This window comes from Polaribacter sp. R77954 (assembly GCF_044595335.1).
Taxonomy (GTDB): domain Bacteria; phylum Bacteroidota; class Bacteroidia; order Flavobacteriales; family Flavobacteriaceae; genus Polaribacter.
On the sequence record NZ_CP138992.1, the window covers coordinates 793,100 to 807,660 of the forward strand.

A 14,561-nucleotide genomic window follows, 5' to 3' on the forward strand; every position below is an offset into this window, starting at 1 on the left:
TTTTTTAATTATAAACTCTTACATAGTCTACTAACATTCTTTGAGGAAAGACAGTTGTTTCATCTGGTGCACCTGGCAAATTACCACCAACTGCAACATTTAAAATAATATGAAAAGGCCTATTAAACACCCATTCTGCGCCACCAGTTTCTTCATTTACATCTGCTGGGGTAATAGAATTGTATAAATCTCCGTCTACATACCAATTGATTCTATTTGGTGTCCATTCTAAACCAAAAACATGAAAACCACTATCAAATCTATCGTTTAAAATTTGGTATTCTTTAGTGATGGAATCTGCACCAGAATATTCAGGACCATGAATGGTACCAAAAACAGTAGTGGGTTCGTCTCCTAAATATTCCATAATATCAATTTCACCAATTTGAGGCCAGACTAAACTACCATTTGCATCATCTCCTAAAAGCCAAAATGCTGGAAAAATTCCTTTACCAGCTGGTAATTTTATTCTTGCTTCAAACCGTCCATACTGTTGATCTAGCTTACCTTTGGTAGTTATTCTTGCAGAAGTGTAAGATTTACCATTATAACTCTCTTCTTTAGCTGTAATAATTAGAACACCATCTTGTACTGTTACATTTTCTGATCTATCTGTATACGTCTGTAATTCATTATTACCCCAACCAGGAATTCCTTCTGCAGTTCCATCACCTGTTAAAAGGTTCCAATTTGTTGCATTTGGTGCACCATTAGAATCAAATTCGTCTGCCCAAACTAAATTGGTAAGTGTGGCCACTGTTTGTGTTTCGCTTGTTTCGCAAGCCATCAATAAAATAATTGATAAAATTGCGGAAACTTTAAATATTATATTTTTTACTTTCATTTTTTTAAAATTTTAGAAGCAATTTATTATTTATAGAAATAAACGTTATCAATTAGAAAAGAATCTAAACTTGTGGAAACAAAGCCAACTAAACCAATATTATTTATATTTGGTCTACCTGCTCCACCACCTCCAGTAGATCTTGTAAAAGCATTTAAGGGTATATCTACACCAACCCATTGGCCTTCGATTAATTGGTTACTTGGCACTAAATATCCGCCAGCTGTATCATCTGATCCTTGTAAACCGTCATCTGAATCATTGGCTCCAAAATCTATTAGCTCTACAATAAAGTTTTTTGCACCAGCACTGGTTAATTGAACATCTACATGTAAGTGCGTCATACTAGAAGCGTTTACAGTACCATTATAGCCCAAACCAACAAAGTTTAAATTTTCGTAACTAACGTATTGATTACCATTTGCAATTGGTGCTGATATTACTACATTATCATCATTAAAAGCTGCAAAATTAAGTCCGGTAACACTTGTATAAGAATCACTAAAAATAGAAATTACGTCTTCTTGAGGTTTTGTTGGTTCTGGTGCAGTAGCAAACTCACCTAAAGAATTTGCGGTAAATGAACCTTCTGCTGCAACAGCATTTAATGAAGCAGAAATTGTAGCTGTACCAGCATCTAAAACCTCTATATAAGGATTACCAGCAGCATCAAATTGTAAATTATCTGTATTGATAATACTTGTGTTTGATGAACTAAAATCAAAATAATTATAAGATGGGTTTACTGTAACCACCTCTCCAGTACCTAACTGGAAAGATTGTTTTAAGTCGTTTAAGAATATTTGAGATCCTGTAAAAACATCTTCAAAAACGTCTTGCCCGTTAAAAATCATTGGTCTTGCTTGCCCAATGTTTCCTAGTTTTTCGAATCTAATTTCATCTAACCAAAATGTCCAACCGATTTCATTACCATTTGGCACGTTATCAATAATATCTAAACCACCTGCAGCGAATAAAAACATGCCTTTTTCTTGTGTAAGTTTACTTGCATCAGGAATTGGAATAATGTATTTTTTCCAATCTGTAGTTAATTGGATATTAGAACGAGAAACAGGATATTTACCCTCTAAAAAATCTGTACCAAAACCAACCTGACCAATTGTACCTGTTGTAGATCCTTTGGCATAAAATGTTAAAGCATCATAAGATGTTAAATCTCTACCTTCTCCTCTATCTCTAAAAATACCGCCAATAAAACCTCCATTTGGATCGTTTGGTGCTGGTACTGCTATTTTTATAGAGCTACTGCCTTCATAGAAAATAGTTTCGTCTGTACCAAAACCCTCTGTATTTGCGCCTCCAGCAGGATCAAAAGAGATGAAAAACTCATCTGTTAAGCCTTGTGGAGCATCACCAAATATTTCTCCTGATGAATTAAATATCGGATCGATTGCATCTTCTGAAACCTCTCTTTCACAACTTGTTGTTAGTAAAATCAACCCTAAAAAGAATATGATTGTTGGATATATATATATTTTTGTTTTCATGTCTTTTTATTTTATTTACCGATGTTGATATGAATGTATGTTCTGATTTCCCACTCTGAACCATTTGGAAAACCAACAGGACTTAATCTAGTATCTGTAGCAAATGCGCTAGCAGTTTGATTAGGAGCATATCTTGGTGAAAACTCATTTAATGATCTCCAAGTTCCTCTAAGCCCTACTTTGGTATCAGGTAAAATTAACCAGTCTGGCTTGCCTACAGAAGTTGAAATATCTAACATTAATTGCATTGGAAACGTTAAGTTAAAATCTCTATGATAATCGAAAGGCCCCCAATCGTTTACTTTAACCATACCTGTAACTTTTAACTTATTGTAAATCATTCTTAAATCTGCACCACCTCTATAAATTAGTCTTTCACTATCTCCATTAGCCTGACCTGTACCATAATAAAGGTTGGTAATAAAACCAAAATCTGGATTAAGTTTAGATACAATTCTTGAATTTATTTCCCATAAATCTGCTGCTGGAGCTGATTTTGCAAAAGCAAATGAGGTACGATTTGCTAAGAAACCAATTGCAGCATCTTGTGTTGTTGGCAAACTACGATATACAAAACCTAAGTTCATTGCAAACTTTGCATCTTCTGCTCTATCATTATCAAACTCATACATGTATGTAGCTGGGGTTGGATCGAAAGTAAAAAGAATTTCACCAGCTGTCATTTCTCTGTTTCCAGCTCTAACTACAAAAGGATCATCAACAAAATTTCTTAAACTCCCTCTAGGATCTCCACCATCATTTGGCATTGCATCCACCAAAGGTTTTTGATACATGAAATTGGGAGCAATTTGAAATTTACCACCAAAATTATAAGCAATACCTGTTAAAAAGTTACTCATATTTCCACTTCCAGAATCTTTTAATTTCCAACCTGTAAATGTTAATGTAGGATCTGCGCCACCATTAGCTACTAACCCCATAACAGCACCTTGGGCATACCAATTAAAACCACCATTTGTATAAGTAATTTTAGCTTTACCACCCCAGTTGTCTTTAGATTGTATTTTATCATCTTTTAATTCGCCTCTTTCATTATAATCTTGATAAACTCTACCATTTAAAGGTTTACCACCCCAAATTGCACCTAATTGCACCCCAAAATTTTTCATTTTCTTTTCTACAGCAATTGTTGCTCTTTCTGTTGGTAAAGCAGGAATTACACCCGTTCTTAACTGAACTGGGTCTAAAACTCTATTTCCGTTTTCATCTACACCTGAGCCAGAAACAATATCTTTATGATAGATTGCAGAAAAATCATAACCTTTATAACTTTTTTGATATTTTAACAATACTGCTGGGTTTGCACCCCACCAAAGTTGAGGACCAAAAGCGGCTTTTAAGCCAGAAAAAGCGCCTTTACCATCTACTTCAACACCTAAAATTTCTCCATTATAGATGTCTAAATTAGGGCCATAATATGCTTCTGGATAAATGCCGAAGAAATCTCCTTCATATCCCCAGTGATAATGACCTGTTCTATAGAAACCTCTCATGTCAAAATCTTCTGCACTCCACTCAAATTCTGCATTATACACTCTTAACCTATTATTATCAGCGAGTGTTATTATACCACCTGGCGTATCTACCTGAATTGGTCTACCAACGTTTTCATAAAAAATATCATCAATAGGATTACCAGCTACATTTCCTAAAATATTAAAATTTACTTCTGCTTTAATATTTGCAGCAGGTTGCCCTTTTACACCAACGAAATAAGATTGCATATGATCAAAACCTAATCTATCTGGATAAGTATCTCCTGTACCATCTGCAAATTGAGGAGTTGTTAATAAAGAACCACCTGTATTGAAGGTTGTAAATTCTGCTCTAAGGTTACTTATTTCTAATTTTTTACCACTGCCCATAGCAGCCTTATCTCCTCTGGCCTTTAGCAGTGCATCCATTAAATTTATGTTTTTAAAATGGTTTTCTACAGATTCTTTTGTACTTGTAAATGTGTTTAATGAATGAGCTTGCTTTAATGCGTAATAAGATGCTCTAGGATACAAGGTGTATAAACCTCTTACATCTGTTGCACCTTTTGCAGCAATACCAAACCATTCTTCATTCATGTTTTTATCATTTTCTTTAGCTTGATCTTTACTATAACCATTACTTGCCCAAGAAGCTTTTGTATCATGCACATCTGCATTTTTTCTATCATTAAAACCTGCTTTAAACCAACCATCACTAGATTGAAAAGTAAAACCACCAATTGAATTTTGAGCTTTACCTAAACCATAGGCATTGGCATAAATCTCTTTCCAGTTGCTTACCATGTAATAGGCTTGCATTAACTGATCTTCTTTATTATCTCTTGCATTAAAAGCATCTGAACCAAATTCTGTAAATAATATTGGTTTGTTGAATTCTTTGGCAACTCTATCAAAAGCATCATAAAAGGAATCTCCACGATACATATTTGTACCATAAACATCTATATCTTTACATTCTTCTGCAACGATATCTAAGTACAGTAAATCTCCATTACAAATACCTATTGGATGATTTTTAACTACTGTTTTCATAGCAACAGTGGCATCATTAAACAATTTATACATTGCTCTTGCTTGTGCCCTTTTTGCAGGATCATCATCATTAATAATGATACCTTCATCGGTTTCTGCGCCTTCCCAAGTTAAATGGTAGTTGTTTTCATTACCTAACATAAAAAGTAAAAGACCTGGAGTATTTTCATACGTTTTTGCCATATTAACAGTGGCATTAATTAAATGCTTTCTTACTTTAGGGTCTGCATAATCAGTTTTTGCATACCAAACACCATCTATTGTTAATCCGTAAGCACCAAATTGATGATTTATCATGGTATAAATACCAAAGTTTTCATAAATATAAGTGATCCACTTTGGTGGCATACCAATATATGTTCTAATGGCGTTTACCCCCATATTTTGCCAAAGTGGCATTTCACCATCTAAACCAGCTTTAATAATTTCATCTGATTTTTCCCAAAATTTAGCATCCAATACATTGTAGCCAATGGGTACATAATCCCAATTGATACCATTAACAATTGTTGGCTTACCATCAATTATTAATTTCATACCATTAGCATCTTTCATTACAGACACTTTAGGTCCTTGAGCACAAAGACTAAATGTAAATAAGAAAAATAGTAATCTGAAAGCAGTGTTCTTCATAATTTTCTTTTTAAGTTAAGAATTTATTTTCATAAAATATCACAAAAATAAAATCGGTTAGATTATTTGAATTATTAACGAATTATAAATTTAAGGCATTTATTATATGATATTGTTAAAAAACACCTCAACAAAAAACATACATTTCGAAAAAACTTAGAATTTGGTATGAATTGGTTATATCTATTGACCTTAGATAAAAGGTTTATTGCATATTTATTTTGGTGTGTTGTAGTTTTGTATAGGTGTTTTATAAAATGATGTGGTAATACAATAAGGATAATAGCATGACTAAGATGAATACTAAAGAAATTTAACTTACATATTAATACTGTTAAATATTTGTAATAACAGAATTATGATAGTTTATTACTATTTGAGAAAAAGTATTCAGTAACATAACTTTTAAGAAAATGTGAAAAGAGACATTAAAAAAGGTCAGAAAAAAATTCTGACCTTTTTATAAATAGTACTCTAAGTTAATAAAGGTCTATTATATATTTTATTGAAATACTTTAATATAATCAATTTCCATAGCATCTTCTGTAAAAGCTGGATCGATATCACCACCTAAAGTACCACCCATTGCTACGTTTAAGATTAAAAAGAAATCTGCGTTGAATGGCAAAGAAGCATCATTTGACAATGTATGGTAAGCAACATCATCTACATAAAATACTATTTTAGAATCCGTCCACTCTACAGTATAGTTGTGAAACTCAGTTGTAGAAGTTGGTAAAGAAGTTGATTGAGAAGGCCCATTACCTGCAGAATTTCCAGGGTAATGTAGTGTACTTAACACCGTATTTTTATCCTGTCCTTTTTGTTCCATAATATCAATTTCTCCTGATGCAGGCCAACCCACTGTTGCAAAATTAGCTCCAAGCATCCAAATTGCAGGCCAAGTACCTTGGCTAGCAGGTAACTTTGCTCTTACTTCTACTCTACCATAGGTAAATTCATACAATCCTTGAGATTTTAATCTTGCAGAAGTATAGTTAGCACCATCCGCTTTTGCGATAATTTTTAAAGAACCATCTTCTACAATAACATTCTCTGCATTATTTGTATAAGTTTGTGCTTCGCCATTACCCCAACCATTATCTCCTGTACCAAGATCATAAGTCCATTTTGTGGCATCTGGAGCACCATCTGTGTTAAAATCATCTTCCCAAACTAAAGTGTTATACGTAAAACCTTCTGCTTGCTGGGTAGGTTTAGTAGATGTAAATTTATGATACCAAGCAAAACCTTCACCTGCTTGAATAACTCTAACAATAAGTTCTGTGTTAGTAATAGAAATAATATCGTAGGTTCCTGAACCTACTAACCATCCCATAAAACCACCATCAGAAATTTCAAAGGTTGTACCTCTATAAGGATTGTCGTTATAAGACCCCTCTAAAGCTGCTTTAGATGAAGATGGCCCGAAAGAAACATTTTTAACTCCAAACATTTTAGTAGCCACACTATCATCATGACATTGGTCTCCACCAACACCTAAATCTCCTGCATAAGTACCTGGTACAAAAGCTGGCCCAACAGTTTGCTCGAAAGTAATTCCGTTTGCAGTTCTGGTAAAAACAAATTCATTGTCGTACATACAAGATTTTTCTGCATCCCAAGCTTTAATTCCATTCCACCAAGCTTCATAAGCAAATTCGCCATTTCCATAATCATCTGTTACTGGCCCTAAACCTACATGAACATCTTTATCTGCTTGCCAATACCATTTTTTAGAATCGCCAACATTTGCACCACTTAGTAAGTTTTCGGCTTCTTCATCAGAAAAAGAACTAAAAACTTCTACTTCTGTTAATGCTGATGAAGATAAACCACCTGTACCATTTGCTTTTACCACAACCGAATACGTGTTTATCCCAACTTTTGAGAATCTTTTTGTTAATTCTCCTGATGGAGATTTTTCTCCAACACCATCAAAATAGAAAACGTAAGAAGAAGCATTCTGTGCATTTACAGTAAATTGTACAATACCACTACCATCTCCATAAGGATTGTTAGCATCTGCACCTGCAATATCTGCTGTAATCGTTATATTAGTTGGAGTAACAATTTCTCCAAATTGATAATTATTTTCTTGACACCCAACAAGGGCTAAAATCATAGAAAACAATACGATATAAATATTATTTATTTTTTTCATTTGTATATTTTATTTGAAGTGTTTAATATCATCTATATAAGCGATAACTGTATCGTTATTATTCTCTGAATTTACTTGAAGAACAACTCTATTAAAGTTAGTAATACTTAACGCATCTGTAACACCTAAAACTGTATCTGTTGCAAAATCGAAAGTAACCTCTTGCCAAGTATCTAAAGCAATAGTTTTGATAATTTCTGATTGTCTTTCCCAAGGATTAGGATCTGCATCTTGCAATTTTAAGGATATTTGATTGGGTTGGCTTCCGCTTACGCTAGAGGATGGTACATAAATTTTTAGTGAAAATTTAGATTTCGCATTCAAATCGTAATTTGGAGTAATATCAAAACGAACATTTGCATATTGCCCACCTGTATCGTTATATTCTAAAACCGTATCAGAGCCGTTTAAAGCATCTTTAAATGGATTTGCAAAATTATTATCCATTCCGCAATCATCTCCTGCCCAAGTTGTAATTGTTCCATTTCCTTCAAAATCATCATTTACAAACGGCTCTGTATCTACAACTTCTAAACCGTATGAAAAGTCATCAATATATGCAGTTACTGTATCATTATTATTTTCTGAATTAACCTGTAAAACTACTCTATTAAAGTCTGTTCTACTTAATGGATCTGCAGCACCTGCTGTAACATCTGTAGCAAAATCAAAAGAAACGGTTTGCCAAGTATCTAAAGCAATAGGTTTTATGATTTCTGTTTGCTGAGCCCAAGGTTCTGCAGCTGTACCATCTTGTAATTTTAAAGATATTTGATTTGGTTGGCTACCACTAACGCTAGAAGAAGGTACGTATATTTTTAATGAGAAAATACTGTTACCACCTGTTAAATCGAAACTAGAACCTTTTTCAAATCTAATATTTGCATATTGTCCTCCAGTATCATTATATTCTAAAACAGTATCAGAATCATTTAATGCGTCTTTAAAAGGATTTGCAAAATTATTATCCATTCCACAGTCGTCTCCAGCCCAAGAAGTTATATTTCCATTACCTTCAAAATCATCAGATAAAATTGGAGCGCCAGCAGGTGCTGGAGATTTCCAGAAATAAATGTTGTCTACAAACACGGTTCCTTCTCTTGGCCATGGACCTTCTGACTCGAATTTAAACTGACGTATTAGATCTAAGGTTAAACCTTGATCTGTATAGTCTGAAAGCGGAATGTTAATAGTTGTCCATTGATTTACTCTTAAATCTGAAGTAACTTGTACTTCATCTGTTTCATTGATGATAAATGTTTTTAATTTTGTTACATCTGGTGTCCAAACATCTATGTGTAAAAACTCCATATTTGAAACATCTTGTTTATTATCGTCAAACGCAATTCCTTGATAAGAAAGATTGGTGTACTGTAACATTTTATCACCATTTAAATCGTACTCACCAAAACTGCTTCCAAATTGACTTTGCCCCCAATCTGGTAATAAATTTGCATTAATATCAGTATAAACGCTTGAAAATATTGAAAGTACATCTTCTGCATTTCTTGTTGGTGGAATTGCAGCAGACTCAATTGGCGCTAAAATTTCTGTTACCTCAAAATCTGTTGTGTATTCTGTAGTTTGTATTGCACCACCTTTTGCAATTATTCTTACACTGTATGTACCTGCTTCTGCATATTGATAATTAATGGCATCACCAATATTAGCTGTAGCAACAGGTTGTGTAACATCTGCTTCACCTGAGTAAAACTCATAAGTAGCTGCAAAATCTGCAGTTGCAGAAATATTAACTTGTTTAGTAATTGCTGCGTCATTTTCTATAGTAACTACTAAGTTTTCTGGCGCTTTGAATGATACTACTAACTCTTGAGATAATTCTGTAACATCGCCTTTAGAATTGTATGCTGCTACTTTTATATTGTAGGTTCCTTCTGCATAAGTATGTTGTATATTCTTACCCATTTCTAAACCCTCTACCATAGGTGAAGAGTCTCCTAAGTCTATATCAAAAGCTACTGCACCCTCTGCAGTTGGGGTTATGGTTACTAACCCAGTATTGTCTTGAGTTACATTATAGGATGCTGCTACATTAGAAGGTACAGCAATATTGTCTAAGAAGTCTAAACTTCTTTCATCTTCTGTACAAGCACTAACAATTAGAAGTATTACTAATGCTCTGTATATTGTTTTAATTTTTTTCATATTTCTATAAAATTAATAGTTTTGGTTTTGTGACCAATTTCCTTGAGAAAATTGAATTTCTTCAAACGGAATAGGAAATACTTCATTTTTATTTGGTGTAAAACCAGGTATTTGGCTTCCCCTTCCTGTTCTTACTAAGTCAAAAAAGTGATGACCTTCTCCAACCAATTCTACTCTACGTTCTTTATAAATAGCAGCCGTTAAATTTGTTCCACTTGTAGTAATGTTATTATCAGCATTACCAAAAGCTCTTTCTCTTACCATATTTAAATATGTTCTGGCTAAAGCATCATTAGGACTTGACTTACGGTTGTTAGCTTCTGCAGCCATTAGTAATACATCTGCATATCGAATTGCTCTGTAATTATTTGGGTTAGTCAAGTTTTGATCTCCAGCTGCATTGGCACTTCTAGTTCTAGGTATGTATTTTCTGTTGAAATAGCCTGTATGCTCATAACCTGTTGTAAATTCTGCTCCTGTAGAAGCAGCCCAAGCATCAATATCTAATATGGCTACATCTTTTCTTAAGTCTCCTACTTCAAATTCATCTACTACTTCTTGAGTAGGCACATTAAAACTAAAACCTGGGGTAAAATCTGGCCCATTATAACCTCTTACACCTTGAAAACCAACTGCAACATTACCTTCACTACATTGTAAGCAATCAAAACCAGCACCTTCTACATCTGTATATTGAACTTCAAAAACAGAACCAGGTCCGTTTTCTCCTGCAAACTCAAAAATGTTGTTATAATCTGTTTCTAACATATAAGGCCCATTTTGAATTAAGTTTTCTAAAACAACTGAAGCTTCATCAAATTTATCTTGAAACAAATATACCTTACCTAACAATGCCTGTGCAGCACCTTTTGTAACTCTACCTGTTTGTGGAGCTGTATATGTTAAATTATCTATTGCCCACTCTAAATCTTGCTCTATTAAAGCATAAACTTCTGCTTTTGGTGATCTTGGAATTGTTTTCTCATCACCTAAAAAGAAACGACCTTCTGGTTTGATTGGAATATCTCCAAACCATTTTACCAATTCGAAATTATAATAAGCTCTTAAAAAATAAGCTTCTGCTACTAAGGCATCTTTACCCTCAAAATCTACATTATCTTTAAACTCGATAACATAAGCGGCTCTATTTACACCCCCAAACATCCAACTCCATAAGTTTTGCAATTGTGCGTTTACAGGAGTATGAATCATATCGTCTATTTGCTGATAACCTGGTACATCTGTTGCACTCTCACCACCACATAATGTATTATTTGACGCGATTTCGCCCATTAAAACATTTATAAATGTTGATTGTAAAGGATCATAAGCAGCAACTACAGCCTGATAATATTCTGCTTCTGAGTTAAAAAATGACTCAGAATCAATTGCAATTACTTTTGCATTGTCTATATATTCATCTGAACATGATGAAATTGTGACTAAAGCTATACATAGATAGATAGCTCTTTGAATAAATTTATTTATTTTTTTCATATCTATATCTTAAAATGTAACGTTTAAACCTAATAAAAACTGTTGTGCAGAAGGGTAATTACCATAATCTATACCAGCACCAATTGCCCCACCATTAATAGAAGGATCAAAACCAGTGTATTTAGTAAGTGTAAATAAATTGTTTATAGAAGTATAAATTCTAAATTTAGATAAACCTACTTTTTCTAAAACATCTGGTGATATATTGTAACCTATTTGTATGTTGTTCATTCTTAAAAAAGAAGCATCTTCTACATAAAAATCTGAGAACAATCTATTGTTTGTTGCATCATTTGTTAATCTTGGTACAGAATTACTTGTTCCTGAGCCTGTCCATCTATCTAAATAATATGTTGGTCTGTTTACATTTGGTAAAAAACGTTCAAAATTCCTAACCATATCTTTACCAATTTCAGCATACATATATGTTGAAAAATCCCAATTTTTATAGTTTGCAGAAATATTTAAACCCATTAAAAATTCTGCTTGTGGATTACCTATATTTACTCTATCGTCTAAATCTATGTTACCATCTCCGTTCATATCTTTATAACGAATATCACCAGGAGAAGTAGTAGTTGCACCTAAATCAGATTGAGAAGGATGCGCATCTACTTCTGCTTGAGTTTGGAAAATACCATCAGTAACTAAACCATAAAAATAACCAATTGGTTGCCCAACTTCCATTCTAGAAATTGCAGGATTACCTATTGCAAAAGAACCACCTTCTAAAAAAGCACCACCCTCTACATCAGTTACATTATTAGTAACATAAGTAACATTATAATTAATATTTACTCTAGCATTATCTGTTTGCAATGCTTTGTAACCAATTGCTAACTCACCACCAGTATTTTTAGAAGTACCAGCGTTTACTGTTGGGTTAGCACCACCTGGAGCACCAGTTCCTAAAATACCTGAAACAGGAAAACCTTGAATTAATAAATTGTCTCTACTCTCTTCGAAATAATCTGCAACAACAGTAAGCTTATCATCAAAGAAATTAATATCTAAACCAATGTCTAATTTTTCTGCAGTTTCCCATTGTGCTAATGGATTAGCTAAACCACCTTGTGCTCTACCATTTACTAAAGCACCATCAAAAACATAAGTAGCTTCTCCGTTTAATAAAGAACGGTATAAGTTATTACCAACATAATTACCTAAAGTACCATAACTAGCTCTTAATTTCATAAAACTTATGGTTTCATTATCTTCCATAAATTTTTCATCAGAAATTTTCCAACCAGAGGTTACCGACCAAAAATGATCTACTCTTAAGTCTTCATCGAAAGGAGATGCAGCATCTCTTCTTAATAAAGCAGAAAATAAGTATTTACCTTTATAATCGTATTGTAGTCTTGTAAAATAAGATACTAATCTAAAATCATCAAAACCACTATTTAAGCTTCTTTGAATATTTTGAGAATCAGTTAAATACAATTCTGCAAAATCAACTGAATTACTTGGCACATCAATACCAGTTGCATACAACCCATCAAAATAATCATTTTGCATACTTGTACCTAAGGTAAAGGCGAAATTATGATCTTCTTCAATAGACTTATTGTAAGTAGCAAAAATTTCGCCATTAACTCTTGTAGAAGTTGTTTTAAATTGATAAACAGAACTTTGAGGCACATTAAATACTTTACCTAAACCATAATCTTGTATAGGCGTAAAAGTTTTTCCTTTTTGGTTGAAAATTTTGTACCCTAATCTTGATGTAATACTAAGACCTTCTATAGGTTGATATTCTAACTTAAAGTTACCTTCTAAACCGCTTCCGTAAGTTTCGTTATACACATTAGTCAATTGGTTTAATGGGTTGATTAACTCAATCCCTAAAAAGTTATTGGTATCATCTTCTTCAACACCAAATGTTGGTGCATAATTTAAACCATTAAAAAGTACAGAACTCGGAATGCTTTCTGAATAAGAAGTAAAAAAGTTAGATATTAATGAAAACTTTAATTTTTCTGAAATATCAATTCCTAAATTTACTTTGATATTGTTTCTAATAAAGTTAGATTTTTCTTTTGCAATGATACCATCTTGCTCAATTCTATTTGCACTTACAAAATAACTTACGTTCTCTCCACCACCAGATACACTAATATTATGATTTTGCATAAAAGCCTGATTAAACAATTGATCTTGCCAATCTGTACCTTGCCCTAAATCTGCTACATTTGTAAACGGTATAGTTTGCCCACTTGCAGCATAAGCTTCATTTAAAACCAAAGCGTATTCTGTTGCATTTAAATAATCTAACCTTCTTGTAGTATTTTGTATACCTGTTTGAACATCGTACTTTACAGAAGGTGCTTTATTTTTCTTACCCGCTTTTGTGGTTACTAAAACAACACCATTTGCACCACGTATACCGTAAATAGCTGCTTGTGCATCTTTAAGAACAGTTATAGACTCAATATCACTTGGGTTGATACTATTTAAATCTCCTTGGTAACCATCTACAATTACTAAAGGTTGGTTATTGGTATTTGAACTTACCCCTCTAATTAAAATATTGGCAGAAGCCCCAGGTGCACCAGAAGATAAATTTACTGTAACCCCAGATGTTGTACCTTGTAAAGCAGTAGAAGCATCTGTTGGTTTTAAAGCCTCTAGTGTTTCTTCTCCTACTAAAGATACAGACCCTGTAACATCCTTTCGTTTTTGTTTACCATATCCAACAACTATAATTTCATCTAAAGCTTCTGTAGATTGTTCGAGACCAACATTTATGGTTTCTTTATCTACAACTACTTCTTTTTGCTTGTAACCTAAGTAATTAAATACTATGGTTTCTCCTTTTTGGACTTTTAAACTGTACAACCCATCAAAATCGGTTTCAGTACCTACTGTAGTTCCTTTAACAATAATACTAACTCCTGGTAGAAGTTCTCCTGAGGTTGCATCTTTAACAACACCTTTTACATTCATAGTTTGTGCATAAGCCAAAACTGAGCTGAAAGAAAAGAGTAATACTATGACAATTTTTCTCATTAATAAAGTTTTATTTATGTTTAACACAAAAATAACATCTAAAAATAACGAAAACCACAAAAATCACCTCAACAAAAAACATACATGACAAAAAAAACCTTAAAAGCCAATAAAATCAACAAACAGCAGTGTATTTAAAGATGATTAAAATAGCAGAAAATAAGTAGATGTTGTGTAAATGTATAGGTGAT

Annotated in this window: 7 protein-coding genes; all 7 read right to left on the reverse strand. The window is 33.2% G+C overall.

Annotation, left to right across the window (positions count from 1 at the left end; genetic code table 11):
- Positions 1 to 4 precede the first annotated feature (4 nt).
- The 7 genes from SJY27_RS03510 to SJY27_RS03540 all read right to left on the reverse strand — a co-directional run bounded on the left by SJY27_RS03510 (position 5) and on the right by SJY27_RS03540 (position 14,370).
- Positions 5 to 844, reverse strand: coding sequence for a family 16 glycosylhydrolase (locus tag SJY27_RS03510; RefSeq protein WP_397446876.1), 840 nt, complete (start codon positions 842 to 844; stop codon positions 5 to 7).
- Between the two features lie 26 nt (positions 845 to 870).
- On the reverse strand, positions 871 to 2,352 hold the full coding sequence (locus tag SJY27_RS03515; protein ID WP_397446878.1) for a glycosyl hydrolase family 16: 1,482 nt from the start codon (positions 2,350 to 2,352) through the stop codon (positions 871 to 873).
- 11 nt (positions 2,353 to 2,363) lie between these two features.
- The gene (locus SJY27_RS03520) at positions 2,364 to 5,534 is read right to left on the reverse strand and encodes a glycosidase (protein ID WP_397446879.1); all 3,171 of its coding nucleotides are present in this window, start codon (positions 5,532 to 5,534) and stop codon (positions 2,364 to 2,366) included.
- Positions 5,535 to 6,036: 502 nt separating this feature from the next.
- Positions 6,037 to 7,698 carry a family 16 glycosylhydrolase gene (locus tag SJY27_RS03525; protein WP_397446880.1) on the reverse strand — a complete coding sequence of 554 codons (1,662 nt, stop codon included), beginning with the start codon at positions 7,696 to 7,698 and terminating at the stop codon, positions 6,037 to 6,039.
- 9 nt (positions 7,699 to 7,707) lie between these two features.
- Positions 7,708 to 9,864: a hypothetical protein gene (locus SJY27_RS03530; RefSeq protein ID WP_397446881.1), complete on the reverse strand. Its 2,157-nt coding sequence runs from the start codon at positions 9,862 to 9,864 to the stop codon at positions 7,708 to 7,710.
- Between the two features lie 12 nt (positions 9,865 to 9,876).
- Positions 9,877 to 11,361 (reverse strand): RagB/SusD family nutrient uptake outer membrane protein, encoded by a 1,485-nt coding sequence (locus SJY27_RS03535; RefSeq protein ID WP_397446882.1) that lies wholly within the window; start codon positions 11,359 to 11,361, stop codon positions 9,877 to 9,879.
- A 9-nt stretch (positions 11,362 to 11,370) separates the two neighbouring features.
- Positions 11,371 to 14,370: a SusC/RagA family TonB-linked outer membrane protein gene (locus SJY27_RS03540; RefSeq protein ID WP_397446883.1), complete on the reverse strand. Its 3,000-nt coding sequence runs from the start codon at positions 14,368 to 14,370 to the stop codon at positions 11,371 to 11,373.
- Positions 14,371 to 14,561 lie beyond the last annotated feature (191 nt).

Excerpts from the sequence above, each read along its gene's own strand:
- SJY27_RS03520 (WP_397446879.1), bottom strand. The coding sequence starts at position 5,534 with ATGAAGAACACTGCTTTCAGATTACTATTTTTCTTATTTACATTTAGT.
- SJY27_RS03515 (WP_397446878.1), bottom strand. The coding sequence starts at position 2,352 with ATGAAAACAAAAATATATATATATCCAACAATCATATTCTTTTTAGGG.
- SJY27_RS03535 (WP_397446882.1), bottom strand. The coding sequence starts at position 11,361 with ATGAAAAAAATAAATAAATTTATTCAAAGAGCTATCTATCTATGTATA.
- SJY27_RS03510 (WP_397446876.1), bottom strand. The coding sequence starts at position 844 with ATGAAAGTAAAAAATATAATATTTAAAGTTTCCGCAATTTTATCAATT.
- SJY27_RS03540 (WP_397446883.1), bottom strand. The coding sequence starts at position 14,370 with ATGAGAAAAATTGTCATAGTATTACTCTTTTCTTTCAGCTCAGTTTTG.
- SJY27_RS03530 (WP_397446881.1), bottom strand. The coding sequence starts at position 9,864 with ATGAAAAAAATTAAAACAATATACAGAGCATTAGTAATACTTCTAATT.
- SJY27_RS03525 (WP_397446880.1), bottom strand. The coding sequence starts at position 7,698 with ATGAAAAAAATAAATAATATTTATATCGTATTGTTTTCTATGATTTTA.